Annotated in this window: 14 protein-coding genes and 1 other RNA gene; 7 read left to right on the top strand and 8 right to left on the bottom strand. The window is 62.0% G+C overall.

Annotated elements, in window-relative coordinates:
• Nucleotides 1–14: 14 nt before the first annotated feature.
• A complete protein-coding gene (locus FFM53_RS17250) occupies nucleotides 15–578 on the top strand; it encodes a DinB family protein (RefSeq protein ID WP_138390927.1) in 564 nt (187 codons plus the stop codon).
• Here FFM53_RS17250 and FFM53_RS17245 read toward each other — a convergent pair.
• Nucleotides 575–1,957: a virulence factor family protein gene (locus FFM53_RS17245; RefSeq protein WP_138390928.1), complete on the bottom strand. Its 1,383-nt coding sequence runs from the start codon at nucleotides 1,955–1,957 to the stop codon at nucleotides 575–577. The genes FFM53_RS17250 and FFM53_RS17245 overlap by 4 nt on opposite strands.
• Nucleotides 1,954–4,557: a bifunctional lysylphosphatidylglycerol flippase/synthetase MprF gene (mprF, locus tag FFM53_RS17240; RefSeq protein ID WP_138390929.1), complete on the bottom strand. Its 2,604-nt coding sequence runs from the start codon at nucleotides 4,555–4,557 to the stop codon at nucleotides 1,954–1,956. The genes FFM53_RS17245 and mprF overlap by 4 nt, the downstream gene beginning before the upstream one ends.
• A gap of 237 nt (nucleotides 4,558–4,794) precedes the next feature.
• On the opposite strand from mprF, the gene FFM53_RS17235 reads away from it, so the two are divergent.
• Nucleotides 4,795–5,172 (top strand): DoxX family protein, encoded by a 378-nt coding sequence (locus FFM53_RS17235; RefSeq protein ID WP_138390930.1) that lies wholly within the window; start codon nucleotides 4,795–4,797, stop codon nucleotides 5,170–5,172.
• Nucleotides 5,173–5,178: 6 nt separating this feature from the next.
• Here FFM53_RS17235 and FFM53_RS17230 read toward each other — a convergent pair whose 3' ends face one another.
• The 3 genes from FFM53_RS17230 to FFM53_RS17220 form a co-directional block, all read right to left on the bottom strand.
• Nucleotides 5,179–7,290, bottom strand: coding sequence for a mechanosensitive ion channel family protein (locus tag FFM53_RS17230; RefSeq protein ID WP_138390931.1), 2,112 nt, complete (start codon nucleotides 7,288–7,290; stop codon nucleotides 5,179–5,181).
• 208 nt (nucleotides 7,291–7,498) lie between these two features.
• A complete protein-coding gene (gene gnd, locus FFM53_RS17225) occupies nucleotides 7,499–8,530 on the bottom strand; it encodes a phosphogluconate dehydrogenase (NAD(+)-dependent, decarboxylating) (protein WP_138390932.1) in 1,032 nt (343 codons plus the stop codon).
• Nucleotides 8,531–8,667: 137 nt separating this feature from the next.
• A complete protein-coding gene (locus tag FFM53_RS17220; protein WP_138390933.1) occupies nucleotides 8,668–9,150 on the bottom strand; it encodes an SRPBCC domain-containing protein in 483 nt (160 codons plus the stop codon).
• Between the two features lie 69 nt (nucleotides 9,151–9,219).
• Here FFM53_RS17220 and FFM53_RS17215 point away from each other — a divergent pair, with 69 nt between their 5' ends.
• From FFM53_RS17215 to FFM53_RS17200, 4 genes are all read left to right on the top strand, one after another.
• Nucleotides 9,220–9,552 carry an ArsR/SmtB family transcription factor gene (locus tag FFM53_RS17215; RefSeq protein WP_138390934.1) on the top strand — a complete coding sequence of 111 codons (333 nt, stop codon included), beginning with the start codon at nucleotides 9,220–9,222 and terminating at the stop codon, nucleotides 9,550–9,552.
• Nucleotides 9,553–9,628: 76 nt separating this feature from the next.
• The gene (locus tag FFM53_RS17210) at nucleotides 9,629–10,165 is read left to right on the top strand and encodes a helix-turn-helix domain-containing protein (RefSeq protein ID WP_138390935.1); all 537 of its coding nucleotides are present in this window, start codon (nucleotides 9,629–9,631) and stop codon (nucleotides 10,163–10,165) included.
• Between the two features lie 97 nt (nucleotides 10,166–10,262).
• A complete protein-coding gene (locus FFM53_RS17205; RefSeq protein ID WP_138390936.1) occupies nucleotides 10,263–11,249 on the top strand; it encodes an NAD-dependent epimerase/dehydratase family protein in 987 nt (328 codons plus the stop codon).
• 245 nt (nucleotides 11,250–11,494) lie between these two features.
• Nucleotides 11,495–12,982 (top strand): esterase-like activity of phytase family protein, encoded by a 1,488-nt coding sequence (locus FFM53_RS17200; RefSeq protein ID WP_138390937.1) that lies wholly within the window; start codon nucleotides 11,495–11,497, stop codon nucleotides 12,980–12,982.
• An 81-nt stretch (nucleotides 12,983–13,063) separates the two neighbouring features.
• Here the strand turns inward: FFM53_RS17200 and ssrS are convergent.
• The 3 genes from ssrS to FFM53_RS17185 all read right to left on the bottom strand — a co-directional run bounded on the left by ssrS (nucleotide 13,064) and on the right by FFM53_RS17185 (nucleotide 14,069).
• A non-coding RNA gene (gene ssrS, locus FFM53_RS17195) (6S RNA) lies at nucleotides 13,064–13,222 on the bottom strand.
• Between the two features lie 69 nt (nucleotides 13,223–13,291).
• The gene (locus FFM53_RS17190; RefSeq protein WP_003542783.1) at nucleotides 13,292–13,669 is read right to left on the bottom strand and encodes a cell division protein ZapA; all 378 of its coding nucleotides are present in this window, start codon (nucleotides 13,667–13,669) and stop codon (nucleotides 13,292–13,294) included.
• Between the two features lie 124 nt (nucleotides 13,670–13,793).
• Nucleotides 13,794–14,069 carry a DUF4164 domain-containing protein gene (locus FFM53_RS17185; RefSeq protein ID WP_012758879.1) on the bottom strand — a complete coding sequence of 92 codons (276 nt, stop codon included), beginning with the start codon at nucleotides 14,067–14,069 and terminating at the stop codon, nucleotides 13,794–13,796.
• Nucleotides 14,070–14,402: 333 nt separating this feature from the next.
• Between FFM53_RS17185 and tkt the strand changes: the two genes are divergently transcribed.
• Entirely contained in the window at nucleotides 14,403–16,376 is a 1,974-nt protein-coding gene (gene tkt, locus FFM53_RS17180) for a transketolase (protein WP_138390938.1), read from the top strand.
• Nucleotides 16,377–16,409 lie beyond the last annotated feature (33 nt).

Here is a 16,409-nt window from a genome sequence, read left to right as displayed (position 1 = left end):
GAGGAGATGCGCCGATGCCGACCTTCGATCCTATCAGGCCATTCCGCAAACTTGCCTATAACAACGCCCTTGCCAACCGCCGCCTGCTTCAGGCCTGCGCGACATTGGAGCCCGGCGAATTCGAAGCGCCGCGCACGAGCTTCTTCCCCTCGATCAAGGAAACCTTGAACCACATCATCACGGTCGACTGGTTCTATGTCGACGGCCTGGAAAGCGGCACGCTCGGGCTCAAGGCCTTCGAGGTCGACGAACCATTCGATGACGTTTCCTCGCTGGCAGAAGCGCAGGCGAAGGTCGACCAGCGCTTGGTGGCACTTTGCGACGCCCTGACGCCGGAGAGGCTCACCTCGACCATCAGCCTCCATCGCGGCGACCGCATACAAGAGGAGCGGATGGAGGACGTGCTCGGCCACCTCTTCCAGCATCAGACCCATCATCGCGGACAGGTGCATGCGATGCTCTCCAGCACCAGCGTCGCTCCGCCGCAACTCGACGAATTCATCGTTGCCGACGATGCGCGGTTTCGTGGTACAGAACTCACCGCGCTCGGCTGGAGTGAAGAAACGCTAATGCATTAATTCTGCAGCCGTCTCTTCAGCCCGTCGATGATCGTCTTGGTCAGAAGGTCGTAATTCTCGTCGAAATGATGGTCGCCGGGCAGTTCGATGACCTCGGCGCCGCTATCCTTCAGCGCCGGACAGGCGACATCGTCATCGTCGTCCTTGCCGTAGATGCATTGCACGAGCTTCGGATCGATGTTCTTCAGATCGCCGACAGGATCGCCTCCCGCCCCTTCCGTCTTCTGGCCGAGCCAGCCGAGAACAGAGATGACGTAGTCGACTTGGTGCGAAAGCGACAGCAGCGACAATTGCGCCACCGCCGACTTTTCGGCTGGCTTGAGGAGCTGGTAGGTGGCGGGCACGACATCGGCGCCGAAGGAATAACCGACGAGCAGCACGTGCTTCACCTTCCACTGTTTGCGGTAGAAATCGATGATCTTCGAAAGATCGGCGGCAGTCTCCTCCGGCTTGCGCTCCGACCAGAAATAGTGGAGCGAATCGACGCCGACGACCGGAATACCTTCCTTCTGCAGCGTGCCGCCGACCTCCTTGTCGATGTCGCGCCAGCCGCCGTCGCCGGAATAGATTACCGCCATCGTGTCGAGGGCGGGCGTCGCCTCGAGCACCGCCAGCGGCAGGCCAAGCGGGTTGCCGAAGGCGCCGGAGGCGGTGACGAGATCGTCGAGCGTATCGGCAAACGCCGTCTGCGCATCGTCGGTGGAATCGCGGATCTCGATCTCGTCATGGGCCTTCTTCAGCGCCTCGGCATGCGCCCGGCCATCCTTGTTGGCATCAGGCGTGAAGACAGTAATGATCGGGTCCGGCAGGACGCCGTCGCTGAGGCCATAGACGGTGCGTTCGCCAACCACCTGCTTGGACGCCGGCGTGCAAAGCTCCTTGGCAAGCGGAATGCCGGCCTTCGGATCGACAGCAAGCGTCTGGCCAATCGTCGCATCCGGCGTCTGCGCGGCGATCGCCAGCGCTAAGGCCCCGCCCTCGCCGATGCCGGCGACGATCGGCAGATGATAGGCGCTGTTGCCGGTCGCGCGCTGCACCTGCTGGCTCAGCGACTCGATGTCCGAGACCATGTAGACGCAACCGTCGTTGAGGCTGACGTCGTATCGGCTGAGCGCCTGGATATAGGAGGGGAAGTCGACTCCGATGACGACGGCGCCTTCGGCAACCAGCCTGTCGGCTTCGGCCTTCTCATAGTCGCCCCAGCCAGCGGCATCGGATATCAGCATCACCGTACCCTTCACCTCCCCTTCCGGCAGGAAGATGTGCGGCGACGGGATGAGCCCGGCTTCGAAGCTCTGTGTGGTCTCTTCGGCGGCATCAGCCGGTGCGGCCGCGAGCATGCAGGCGCATGCCGTGGCAAGAAGGATTGTCCTGATCATTTTCTCACTACCCCTTTCAACCCGCCCCCGATCAGAAATGTCGCGTCCATCAACGCGATCATCGGATTGCCCCCTCCGGAGACCGCAAGATAGCGCGGTTGCCAGTGCGGATGAAACTTGGATTTGAATGCCCGAAGGCCTTTGAAGTTATAGAAGCGCTCGCCGTGTTCGAAGACGGTGCTGCCGATGCGGTCCCAGACGGGCGCCGCCTCGCGTTTCGACATGCCGGAGAGGGGAGCCATGCCGAGATTGAAGTGGGTGAAACCCTGGCCGCGCAGATATTCCATGATCTGCACGAAGAGAAAGTCCATCGAGCCTTTCGGCGCATCCGGCGAGAAGCGCATGAGATCGATCGTGCCCTCCTGTCTGGATTCGGTCACGAGGATATTGGCGAAGGCGACGATCCTGCCGTCCTTTTTCAGGATGCCGACAGGCTGCGAGGAGACATAATCGGAATCGAAGGCGCCGAGCGAGAAGCCCTTTTCCTTGGCATTGTGATGCTCGAGCCAAGCCGTCGAAACGGCGGCAAGGTCATCAATGACCGAAGACACGTCCTGCGGTTCGACGACGGAAAATTCCAACCCGTCGCGCTGGGCGCGGCTTGCCGTCTGGCGAAGGTTCGCCCATTTGCCGCCCTTCATCTCGAAGGTCCTGAGATCGGCCACCGCCAGTTCGCCGAGCTTGAAGGCGCGCAGGCCAGCATCGGCGCAATGCGACAGCAGCGCCGGCGATATCTGGTAGAACACGGCCCGGCAGCCGGCGGCGCGCGCCGCTTCGACGAAACGCCAGACGAGTTCCTGCACGGCGCGATGGTCGCCGACCGGATCAAACAGCGCGATCCAGGAGCGGCCCTGCCGGCCATACATGATGAAAGCGTCGCCGTTTTCCGAGAACATGATGCTCTTGTCGCCCATGCGCACCAGATTGGCGTCGGCATTGCCCTGCTTCATGACGATCTCGACGGCACGCGCCAGCGCCTCGTCCGTCGCCTGCTCAGGCCGGAAGCTTGCCGGCCGGAGCAGGCTGAAGACGGCGATCGCCGAGGAGATGATGGTGATGCCGAGAACGGCGCGTAAGCCCCGCGGCGCCTCGGCCGTGAATTCGAACTGCCACCAGAGCTGGTTGCTATATTCAACGTCGCGATAGACGAAGAGCAGGATGACGACGGCACCGACGACGATCACGGCGATCGCCATCAGCCAGGATGCCGTCAGCGCCTGGTTAAGCAGCGAGGCCTGGCGGGTAAAGAGCCGACGACTGACGAAGAGCCCGAAGATGAGGAAGGCAAGAAACGCGGCTTCGACGAGCGCGATCGCCTTCAACAGTGATAAAGTCAAGGCGGCAAGCGCCGAGAACACGGCCACCCACCAGGCGCCGTCGAGCCGCTGGCCGAGGCCGCGGGCGGCGACGACGAGTGCCAGCCCCAGCAGGCTGGAGAGGAAATGCGCCCCTTCGACCATCGGCAGCGGCAGATAGTTGGAGAGGAATTCGAGGTTCTGGTCCGGCGTCGGCGTGACGCTCGAAAACACCAGCATGACGCCGAGCAGCAGTGCGAGAGCCGACAGCAGCTGCGGCATCAGCCTTCCGCCGATGCGCCGCATGCTGGAGGCGGCCGGATGGTCGACGAAACGACGCAGCTCCGCCGCCGAGACCGCGAGCACCGCGATCAGCAGCGGCAGCACATGGTAGACCAGCCGGTAGAGCACCAGTGATCCGAGCACGGCATCGATGTTCACTGCGCTGCCGAGCGAGGCGATGATCACGGTCTCGAACACGCCGAGCCCGGCGGGAACATGGCTGAGCACGCCGAGACCGACGGCGATCGCATAGACGGCGAGGAAGACCGGCCAGCCGATGGCCGTCTGCGGCAGCAGCACATAGAGTACCGACGCCGAGGCGGCGATATCGAAGGCGGTGACGAGGAACTGCCGCGACCAGGTACGCGAATCCGGCAGGCGGATTGCCACAGGGCCAAGATCGAGCACGCGCCCGTCACGGCCGATGATCATCACCGCGCCCAAAATGGCGACGATCGAACCGGCGATCAGCCGCAGAAGGAAGGGGCTGACGCCGACGAGCGGGCCGATCTCGTCGGCGATGACGATGAGGGCGATTGCCGCGACGCCCGCAAGCCCCAATCCGAAGGACAGCGTGACGAAGGCGATGATGCGGCCGATATCCTCCGGCGAGAGCCCGAGGCGCGTATAGGCGCGGTAGCGGATCGCACCGCCAGAAAGGGCGCCGAAACCGGCGGTATTGCCGACGGCATAGGCGCTGAACGCCGTCAGCGCGACATGCGGAAAGGGCAGCTTCTTGCCGATATATTCGATGGCGTTGAGATCGTAGAAGATCAGTGCGAGGAAACTGAGCGCCGTGAAGAACAACGCAAGCAGGATCGAGCTCGGCCTGGTGGCGGCGAGCGCACCGACGACGTCGTCATAGCGCACCTCGTTGGTGAGCTGCATAATCGCGTAACCGACGAGGCAGAAAACCACCAGTGATGCGGCCGCCAGCAGCGGCGTTCTGTACCGTCTGAATAGCCCGCCAAAGGAAAACCCGTCCGTTTCTTCAATCTCTTCCAAATTGCCGTGCCCCGACATTCTCGTACCCTGCTGCAACTGCCAGCTTGGCGGGAATCATTTCAGATGACGTAACATGAAAGGCATATAAGCTCTATGAAGCCATGCCGCCGCTACCCCAGCCCCGCCGCCTGCGCCTCAATCATCCTCAATTGGGGCGAATTTGCGCAGGCGGGCGGCGCAGCACATTGCATTTTCGTAAGCTTCGGCAGAGCCTTGCGCTCGATGGAGAGTTGAGACGCGGGAGAAAGGTTCGATATGCAGGATGGTTCGGCCTTCGTGATGCTTGCTCTCGGCCGCCTGCTGCTCGGCGGCCTCTATGTCGCTGGCGGCGTTCAACATTTTTTCGTCATCGTGCCGCTGACCGAGGCGATCGAAGCCCGCGGCGTTCCTTTTGCGAAATGGGTGCTGGTCTTGGGCAGCGTGTTCCAGATTGTCGCCGGCATCCTGCTGATGCTCGGCCTGTTCGTCGCGGCAGCGGCATTCGGTCTCATCGTCTTCACGCTGGCGGCCACCGTCATGCTGCTGAATTTCTGGGACATGCAGGCAACGGCGCGTGACAGCGCCATCAATACGTGGAAAACCAACATGGCGATCATCGGCGGCCTGCTGATCGCAGCCGCCGGCGCAATGTGAAGCGGTTCATGCGGCCGGCTCGCTGCTCGCCCGCGCATGCGCGGCGTAGCGCGCGACGGCAGCATCCACCTCCGCGTCGCGATCGCCCGCCACCTGCACCGTCGGCACGGCGAATTCGATACCGTTTTCCTGGAAGGCATTGCGGATCATCGCCAGCGCATTGCGGCGGATGACGAATTGCTCGCCGGGCTTCGTCATCATCGACAGCCGGATTTCGATCGCGAATTCGCCGAACTGCTCGACACCCTTCATCTTCAGCGTCTCGATGATATGAGGGCCGAATTCCGGATTTTCGAGCAGCGTCTGGCCGATCTGCTTGATCACCTTCTTCGCCTTGACGAGATCGGTGTCGTATTTGACGTTGAGGCTGATCTTGTCGATCGTCCAGTCGCGATTGAGGTTCTTCACCGCCCCGAGTTCGCCGAACGGCACCGTCGTCAGCGGCCCGCGATGATGCCTGAGCTTCACCGAGCGCAAGCTGAACGCCTCGACCACACCCTTGTGGCTGCCGCTTTCGATATATTCGCCGATGCGGAAGGCATCGTCCCAGAGATAGAACATACCGCTGATGACGTCTTTGACGATCGTCTGCGCGCCGAAACCGACCGCGACGCCGACAACACCGGCGCCGGCGATCAGCGGCCCGATCTCGATACCGAGGCCGGAGAGCACCATCAGAACGGCAATGACGGCGATCACCACGGCGAGAATATTGCGGAAGATCGGCAGCAGCGTCTGTATCCGCGCGCGTTTGGCCTTTTCCTCATCCGTTGTCCCGCCATCCACGGATGAATCGAGCAGCTTGCCGTCGATATAGGCCTTGATGACGTGCCAGAGCAGATCGGCGGCAAGCAAGATGACGATGCCGCCGATCACGCCGCGCGCGATCTTGTCGACCATCGTTTCGCCGGCGGCCATCGTGTCGGCGCCGACGCCGAGCATATGCCCGAGCCAGATGGCGGCAACAGCAATGATCAGCGCCCGCACGCCGCGGTCGAGCAGCACGGCTGCAATACGGCGTGTGGCAAGGAAGCTCGCTTCGGTCTGCTGCAGCGATTTTACCGCAATCGTCGAGACGGCAAGCACGCGCGGCAGCAGCAGCACGTAAATGCCGAGCCAGAGCAGCCAGTTGAAGCCTGCGACCCAGAGGCTCCAGAGCAAGAGGAAATAGACGGTGAGCGCCCAGGAGGTCCCGTGACCACGCTTCTCGTCCTTGTGCGGCCGCGACCAGACCGCCTCGATCGCGATCAGCAGCAGGCCGATGCCCAGGATATAGCCGACGAGGATCCGCACGCTCGCAGAATAGCCGAGCGGCTCCATCGACTGGATCACCGCCCATCCAAAAATGAAATAGATGACGAAGGTCGCACAGCGCCGATACCAGAAGAATGCAACCGCGCGCGCCGGCATGATTGCCGCGGTGATCTCCTGCCGTTCTTCCTCGGCTCGCGCCAGCCCGATGAGATCGACCAGCACGCCTCCGAGGCAAATCGTGAAGCGCTGGACTACGAGCGCGACAACGCAAACGATCGCGATGCTCTGGCTGACCGGCGGCCAGCTGACGCTGAGAAGAGCAAGCGCCGTCGCCATCGCGAAGATCAGCGCCGGGATGACGCGCGGGGCGAGATGCATGCCCGCCATCTGCGCCGCCTGGCGGCGGCGGCGAAAGGCATAGCGGGCAATGCGCTCGACGATTGTGCCGAGCAGGAAAATCGCCAGAAACTGCGCCACCATGCGCGGCCAGCCGGCGGCGGCGATCTCGCCGAAGAACAGCGAAGAAGCATGGCCGACCTGCGAGGGCAGCGTCATCGCCGCATCGGAGACCATCGAGACGTGCCGGCGGGCATGCTGGAGCAGACCTGAGAGCACCGACATCTGGTCGCCAGCCGCCGCATCGCTCGCGGGCGCCGTCGCCATCTGCGTCGACATCCATTGCTTGACCTGAGGCGTCTGCATCAGCTCCATCATCTGACGCACTTCGGCCGGCGGGGCGGCCGCGGTCGGCACTTGCGCTGGCGGCGTCTGGGAAAAGCCAGGCGAAACCGCCGAAAAAAGCGCAAGCAATACCAGCATGCCGAATATGACGGCCTTCAAGCTTCCTGCCATGCCACGCTCCATGACCGCCTCCAATGAAATGTCGGTCGCTTGTAGAAGGCAGCGCTGACATTTTGCAATGGATACTCGCGACCGCTGCCGCCAGCAAGCAGTAGGGAAACCATACCGATGGCTAGCAAAGGCAAACCTCGCCGCCTCCTCGAAACGAAGCACTGCGCTCGCTATTTCAGGATGACGGCTTTGTCGGAACGGTGAGTGAAGTCGCTTGCCTTCAGGATTTCGGGACCGGCTTTTCCACGTGACCGCCGAAGCCCGCGCGCATCGCCGACAGCACCTTGTTGGCGAATTCGTCATTGTCGCGCGAGGAGAAGCGACCGTAGAGCGCAGCGCTCAGCACCGGCGTCGGCACGCTTTCGTCGATTGCCGCCATGATCGTCCAGCGGCCTTCGCCGCTGTCCGAGACGCGGCCGGCATATTTCGAAAGTGCGGGATCGGCATGCAGCGCATCGGCCGTGAGATCGAGCAGCCAGGAGGTGATGACGCTGCCGCGGCGCCAGACTTCGGCGACATCCTGCAGGTTGAAATCATACTGGAAATGTTCCGGATGGGCGAGTGGCGCGGTTTCCGCATCCGCCTCGTGCGAGGCGGCGCCGATATTGGCATGTTTCAGAATATTGATACCTTCGGCATAGGCGGCCATCAGGCCGTATTCGATGCCGTTATGCACCATCTTGACGAAATGACCGGCGCCATGCGGGCCGCAATGCAGATAACCCTGTTCCGCAGTGCTGACCGCAGCCGCTTCGGCGCTCCGGTTCGGTGAGGCTTCGGTCTTGCCGACGCCGGGCGCCAGCGTCGCGAAGATCGGGGAAAGGTGTTCGACGATGCCCTTCTCGCCGCCGATCATCAGGCAATAACCGCGCTCGAGGCCGAAAACGCCGCCGCTTGTGCCGACATCGACATAGTGGATGCCCTTGGTGATGAGGTCGGCGCCGCGGCGGATGTCGTCATGATAATAAGAATTTCCGCCGTCGATGACGATATCGCCATTCTCAAGCAGCGGCACTAGGCTCGCCAGCACCTTGTCGACGATCGCCGCCGGCAGCATCAGCCAGATCGCGCGCGGGTGGGCGAGCTTCGAGACGAACTCCGCGAGCGAGGCACTGCCGGTCGCACCGAGGCCTGCGAGCTCGGCAACGCTTTCCGGCCTGGCGTCGTAGACGACGCATTCGTGACCGCCTCGCATCAAGCGCTGGACCATATAGTTGCCCATGCGGCCCAAACCAACCATGCCAAGCTGCATAATGAATCTCCTGGAAACCGAAATGAAGTATCGAATCCGGAAATTAGCACCCGCAGTGTGACAGGCAAGCAAAGTCTCGGTGATATTGGCAAATGCGACGATTGCGCCGCCGATCGTCTTGATGCCGACTCACTCGTTCAAACATCAGGCGCGCTGGCCGGCTCACCCTTCATCTCGCTGAGGAACATGCCCTCGCGCAGATTGATGCCGTATTCGACGAAGGCCTTCATGCAGCAGAGCATCTGCGTCCAGCCTTCGCAGTTGAGATAGGTGCCGCGCCGGCCGGCATCGTCTTCACGCCAGCCGGTCTCGGCGATGGTCACCAGCGTGCCACCGTCTTCCAGCGGCTTGAAGTTCATCTCCACCAGCGTCTTATAGGTCGTCTTGTCTTCGCCGGTGCCGCCATCCCAGCGCAGCACGATGCGGCTTTCCGGCACGAGTTCGACGACCTCGACCGGCGCATCCTTCCACCAGGTCACCGTCGTGCCCTTCACGAGCGGTGCGCTCGCTCCGCCGATCGTGGTGAAATAACTGCTGAGCTTCTTCGGGTTGACGACGGCATCGAACACCTCTGCAACGGGGCGGCCGACACGGCCGGAAATGCGGATTCTGAGAGACATGACACTTCTCCTCTTCTCCAGTGTGTCTATTCCATTGTCCTCGTCGCCATTATGTTATAAAAATATAACATGTCAAGCGAATCAACCGACGATCCCGTTTTCAAGGCGCTGGCGCATCATCGCCGCCGCGAAATCCTCGATCTGCTCAAGGATGGCCCCCGAACCACAGGGACCCTTTGCGAGATGTTTCCGGAGATGGACCGCTGTACGGTGATGCAGCATCTGAAAGTGCTGGAGGAGGCAGACCTGGTCATCGCCAGGAAGGAAGGCCGCGAGCGCTGGAACCACCTGAACAGCCTGCCGATCAAACACATCTATGACCGCTGGATCAGCACCTATGCCGGCCATTCCCTGTCGATTCTCGACCGGCTGAAAGGCGACCTCGAGGGCCAGCCCGAATAATGATCCAGTCGCCCAACAGCTTGCTTGCCGGCCAGCCGAAGCCTTATGCTGGCCAAAACGGCACGGGATCAGGCAGATGACGATATCGGGCGCCGGCATACGCCGCATGCGGCTGCTGCGCAGCATGAAGCAGGAACATCTTGCCGAACTCCTCCGCGTCAACCAGGCGACGGTCTCACGCTGGGAGCGCGATCAGCTCGCCCTGTCGGCCGAACAGGCGGCCAAGCTGGAACGGATTTTCAGCTCACCGCAACATGCAGCAGTCGATGCGGCGCTGAAGCGGCTGGTCGAGGATTCCGTCCGGCCGGTGCATCTGATCTGCGACCGCACCCACCGGCTGCTCTCCGCCTCTCGCCCGCGGCAGGCGGAGTGGCGGGCGCCGCTCGGCGCCTTTCTCGGCCGCTCCATATTCTCTTATGCATCCGCCGAAATCGCCGCCGCCGAGCAGTCGCTGGAGGAGCGCGGCTGGCATGAGGGCAGGCTCTCGTCGTTGACCCTCGATACCGGCGCCAACGGCAATGCGCTGCTGCCAATCGCCGCCGGCCGTGTGACCTGGGAACGGATCATGCTTTCCGACGGTAGCGCCGGCCGCCTCGTCACGACCATCGGCTGAGCCTCAAGCTTTCCTGCATTCCCCTGCATAATTTATGCGTTGTCCGGAAACGCCAGTCTTTATAGCGTCCGCGGCCGAGCGGTCAGGAGACGATGTGATGACGATACTGGTAACGGGAAGTGCCGGCCATCTCGGCGAGGCGCTGATGCGAACCTTGAGGGCGGAAAGCCGGTGGGTGCGCGGCATCGATATCAAGCCCTCGGCTTTTACCGACATGGTCGGCTCGATCAGTGATCGCGCCTTCGTCCGCCAGGCGATGTCTGGCATCAGCCACGTCATCCATGCCGCGACGCTGCACAAACCGCATGTGGCAACCCACGACAATCGCGATTTCCTCGACACCAATATCGCCGGCACCCTTAACCTGCTCGAAGAAGCAGTGGCCGCCGCAGGCGTTGCAAGCTTCGTCTTCACCAGCACCACCAGTACCTTCGGCGCAGCATTGACTCCGGCTGCCGGCGAACCGGCGGCATGGGTGACCGAGGACGTGCTTCCCGTCGCGAAAAACATCTACGGCGTGACGAAACTCGCTGCCGAAGGTCTATGCGAACTCTTCGCCCACAAATCCGGTCTGCCGGTGGTCATTCTCAGGACTTCGCGTTTCTTTCCCGAAAACGACGACGATCCTGACATTCGCAACGGCTATTCGGCTGAAAACGCCCAGGCCAACGAGCTTCTTCACCGCCGCGTCGATATCACCGACGTGGTCGGCGCTCATCTGCAGGCGCTCGAAAAGGCGCCGGCAATCGGCTTTGGCCGCTACATCATCTCCGCCACGACGCCGTTTTCGGCAAGGGATCTTGCCGAGATCAGGCGCGACGCGCCTCCCGTCGTCGAACGACTGCTCCCGGGTGCAGCTTCTCTCTACGCATCACGGGGTTGGAAAATGTTTCCTTCGCTCGACCGTGTCTATGTCAACGAACGCGCAAGGCGGGAACTCGGCTGGCAGCCGCGATATGATTTCCGTTTCGTGCTCGATTGCCTGCGCGACAACAGGGAGTGGCGAAGCCCCTTGGCGTTGGATGTCGGCTCCAAAGGCTACCACGACGAGGTCTTTGCCGAGGGGCCTTACCCGGTCGGATAGAGCAGCGAGCTGAAATGCGGATATGCAAAAGCCTCACACCTTTTGGCATGGGCTTTTCACTGAAAAGCGTCATCCAGATATCATGATCCCGTCATAGACCGTCTGCCGGGGATATGGGGCGACGAAATCCAGGGCGTGTTGTGCCATCGGGAAATCGAATCCAGGCCGGGGGTGTCATTTGAAGCGGTGTCCAGCCTGCGGGCGGAAGCCGTTTCGAGAGCGCTTTTGACCGAGAGGGTATTTGCATGAAGAATGTCAGACCTTACACAGCGCGGCTGTTCGCCGCGGTTCTCGCGGCATCCGCCGCCGTGCCAGTCGTCGCAGTGGCCGAGAATTCCGCCACCGTCGGCGGCCTCACCTTCGTCAACAAGGGCCTGGTGGGCATCGGCCGCATTCCGGCCAACCAGCGTGACAAATTCGGCGAGACCTTCGGTTCCGGCTCGGGCATGGCGGTCGATCCCGCCGCCTGGAGCCGCGACGGCGCCGGGTACAAGGGCACGCTCTACCTGTTGCCCGACCGCGGTTACAACGCCGTCGGCACCGTCGACTATCGTCCTCGCCTGAACACCATCTCGATCGGGCTGACGCCGACCGCTCCGCGTGCAGCACCCGAGGCCGGCAAGGAACAGTCGGGCGTCGACGCAAAGCTCGTCGATTCCACACTCTTCGTCGACGACAAGGGCGGCGACATGACCGGCCTCGACCCGGAATCCGGCGTCCGCCCCGCTGCCGGCAATTTTCCCGCGCTACCGCAGGCGACGAACGGCAAGATCGCGCTCGACAATGAAGCCATCATCCGCATGGCCGACGGCAGCATGTTCGTCAGCGACGAATACGGGCCTTATATTTACCGCTTCTCGGCCGACGGCCACCTGCTCTCCGCCACCCAGCCGCCGAAGGCGCTTTTGCCGATGCGCAAGGGCGCGCTGAGCTTTGCCTCCAACAATCCCGGTCCCGGCGCCTCCGCTCCGGACCCGAAAGATCCGGAGACCGGCCGCCAGAACAACCAGGGTCTCGAAGGCATGGCGATGACGCCTGATGGTAAGTTCATCATCGCTGTGCTGCAATCGGCTGCCCGCCAGGACGGCGGCGATTCCGGCTCGACCCGCCAGAATACCCGCGCGCTGATCTATGACGCCGCCGATCCCGACCACCTGAAACTGGTGCACGAATATGTCGTGCCGCTGCCAGTCTTCAAGGACGCCAAGGACAAGACGACGATCGCCGCCGAGAGCGAAATCGTCGCTCTTTCCGACAAGACCTTCCTGATGCTCGCCCGCGACAGCGGCAACGGCCAGGGACTGAAAGGCGATACCTCGCTCTACCGCAAGGTCGACATCGTCGACGTTTCCGCCGCGACCGACATCGCCGGCAGCGATTTCGATGACGGCAAGCCGATCGCGCCGAAGGGCGTCGTCGATCCCTCGCTGACACAGGCGACGCTGACACCCTTCATCGACCTCAACGACAAGGCCGATCTCGCCCGCTTCGGCTTGCACAACGGCGCGCCGAACGACAAGAACAATCTGTCGGAAAAGTGGGAAGCCATGGGTCTTGCGAGCGTTCTCGACCCGAACCTGCCGGACGACTATTTCCTGATCGTCGTCAATGACAACGACTTCTTGACGCAGGACGGTTTCCAGGTGGGTGCCGCCTACAAGGCTGACGGCGGTGCCGACGTCGACACCATGTTCCAGGTCTTCCAAGTCACCCTTCCAGGTCTGAAGAAGTAACGGACGCGCAAAAGGGGTGGACGCGCAAGCTGCGCGTTCGCCCTGTCGATCCGGCGTCTTCACTGAGGGTGGAAGGAAAGGGTGCGATCCACGACCACCGATGGATGTTTACGATCCTGGGTGCCTACAAACGTAGGTGGGCGCCGTGTGTCCAGGCCCACGGGCCTGGCCAGGGACAGCTCCCTTTGGATCGAGTATGGCCCCAGGGATTGTGGTTCCTGTCGAGAGGCGCAGACCGCATGGCGATATATAAGGTCGTTTGTGCTGACGCGCCAGTGGCGACGGAAGGCCGCCCCTATTTATTTGAGATCAATTGAGTTCGGGGGCGGACCGGCCGTTCAGCTTGTCGGTGATGCCGCGGATGCGGCTCGACACTTCACTGAGCGCTGCGGCAAGATTTTCCTCGGTCCGGGCGGTGGCTGCAAGCACCGTATCGCGATTGCCGCGCAGCGTCTCGAGCTCGGACTCCAATCCGGCAACGCGGCGCGTCAGCTCGGCAATCTCGTCCGTGATCATGATGCCGGCCATAACGGTGATCCTGAGATCACCGATTTCGCCGAACTGATCCTTGAGATGGCCGACATAGCGGTCGAAACGGGTGGCGAGATCGGTCAGGTGATCCTCCTGCCCTTCCTCGCAGGCCATGCGATAGGCCTTGCCGTCGATCGTTACCGTCACCTGCGCCATGCCAAACTCTTTCTATAAGAGCATGATGCCGAAAAGTGTGAGCGGTTTTCGGACGACATCATGCTCTAACTCTTTAAATTAGAACAGGATTCAGATTTTGGGCCTGGCCTAAAATCATCCTGTTCTAGCGATCCAGAACTGCGCGGATCGTTTCCATGGCCGTCACCAGCCGCCGCGATACCTCGCGATTGACCTCTTCCAGCCGGTTGGCGCGGAATTCGGCCTGGTCGAGCTCCTGCGCCAGCCGCGAACGGTCGGCGTGCACACGCCGTACCTCGCCCTCGATCTCGCCCTGCTCGCGCTGCCGCTCGACGCGCATGTCGACGGCGTTTTCGAGGCTCGATATCGCCTGTCTCAATTCGTTGAGCGCTGCTTCCATGGTTTTGCCTGTGGGCATCATGTCTTTCCGATTCCCGCGCAGGATCCGCGAATCGGCACGCCGCGCCGATCCTGCGATTTCAAAAGGATATGCAGCTCGCCGACGGCCCGTCAATAAATCCTGTCACTTGCCCACCGGCCTATCCTGTGGATGAGCGTTTTACATAGGCTCGCCACATCAGATTCGTCATTTGTACAATCGTGCGATCAAATGTCAAAAATCGCTGCTGCGCGCCCGGATTTGGCCTGCCATTTATTGACTTGCCCGTCCCAACTGCTATGTCTCTGCCGCTTTCACTCGATGGTCTTGGAGGCTCGAGGCCATCCCCCGACACCCGGAACTTGCGGAAAAGCCATGACCTCTCCCGAACAACACGACCGGATGGCGAATGCGATCCGTTTTCTCGCCATGGACGCCGTTGAAAAGGCGAACTCCGGCCACCCGGGCATGCCGATGGGCATGGCCGACGTGGCAACGGTCCTGTTCTCCAAATATCTGAAGTTCGATCCGAAGAAGCCGCACTGGCCGAACCGCGATCGCTTCGTGCTGTCGGCCGGCCATGGCTCGATGCTGCTCTATTCGGTGCTGTATCTGACCGGCTATCCTGACATGACGATCGAGGATCTGAAGCAGTTCCGTCAGCTCGGCTCGAAGACTGCCGGCCATCCGGAATACGGTCACGCCACCGGCATCGAAACGACGACCGGTCCGCTCGGCCAGGGCATTGCCAATGCCGTCGGCATGGCGATTGCCGAACGCAAGCTGCGCGAGGAGTTCGGCTCCGATCTCCAGGATCACTATACCTATGCGATCTGCGGCGACGGCTGCCTGATGGAGGGCATCAGCCACGAAGCCATCGCGCTCGCCGGCCACCTGAAGCTCAACAAGCTCGTTCTGTTCTGGGATAACAACTCAATCACCATCGACGGCGCCGTTTCGCTGTCGGATTCCACCGACCAGATCGCCCGCTTCAAGGCGGTACATTGGAACACGATCGAGATCGACGGTCACGATCAGGCCGCTATCTCCGACGCGATCGAAGCTGCCCATAAGTCCGACCGCCCGACCTTCATCGCCTGCAAGACGATCATCGGCTTCGGCGCTCCGAACAAGCAGGGCACCCACAAGGTCCACGGCAACCCGCTCGGCGCCGAAGAAATTGCGGCCACCCGCAAGGCGCTGAACTGGGAAGCCGAAGCCTTCGTCATCCCGTCTGATGTTCTCGACAGCTGGCGTGCAGCCGGCGCCCGCTCCCTTGACCTCGTCAAGTCCTGGGAAGACGGTCTCGCCAAGGCTCCGGCCAGGGCCGAGTTCACCCGCCGCATGGCAGGCGATCTGCCGGAAGGTTTCGACGCCGCGATCAGCGCATATAAGAAGAAGCTCGCCGAGACCAAGCCGACGGTTGCGACCCGCAAGGCTTCGGAAGATGCGCTCGAGGTCATCAACGGCTTCCTGCCGGAAACGCTCGGCGGCTCCGCCGACCTGACGCCGTCGAACAACACCAAGACCAGCCAGATGCATTCGATCACGCCGACGGATTTCGCCGGTCGTTACATGCATTGGGGCATCCGCGAGCATGGCATGGCATCTGCCATGAACGGCATTGCGCTGCATGGCGGCCTCATCCCCTATAGCGGCGGCTTCCTGATCTTCTCGGATTATTGCCGCCCGCCGATCCGCCTTGCTTCGCTGATGGGTATCCGCGTCATACACGTCCTGACGCATGACTCGATCGGCGTCGGCGAAGACGGCCCGACACACCAGCCGGTCGAACAGCTCGCCGGTCTGCGCGCTATCCCGAACCTGATGGTCTTCCGTCCGGCCGACGCCACGGAAACGGCGGAATGCTGGCAGATCGCCATCAAGACGCACAACCGTCCTTCGGGCCTTGCTCTGACGCGTCAGAACCTCACGGCGGCCCGCACCGAATACAGCGAAAAGAACCTCTGCGAACAGGGTGCTTACACGCTGGCCGGCAATGCCGACGCCAAGGTGACGATCTTCGCCTCCGGCTCCGAAGTCGAAATCGCCGTTGCAGCCCGTACGGCGCTCGAAGCCAAGGGCGTCACCGTCCGCGTCGTATCGGTTCCCTGCACGGAACTCTTCTTCGAGCAGCCGGAAGCCTATCGCAAGGAAATCCTCGGCAACTCGCCGGTCAAGATCGCCGTCGAAGCCGCCGTTCGCGAAGGCTGGGATGCCTTCATCGGACCGGAAGGCACCTTCATCGGCATGAAGAGCTTCGGCGCTTCCGGCCCGGTCAAGGAAGTCTACAAGCATTTCGGCATCACCGCCGACGCCGTCGTTGCGGCCGCGGAAGCAAAGCTTTAATGAGGGCGCCGTGAGGTGCTCTCCATCTCCTCA

The organism is Rhizobium indicum (genome assembly GCF_005862305.2).
GTDB classification, from domain to species: Bacteria; Pseudomonadota; Alphaproteobacteria; order Rhizobiales; family Rhizobiaceae; genus Rhizobium; species Rhizobium indicum.
The sequence above is the reverse complement of the archived record's forward strand: the minus strand, read 5'-3'. Positions and strand labels throughout refer to the sequence as shown.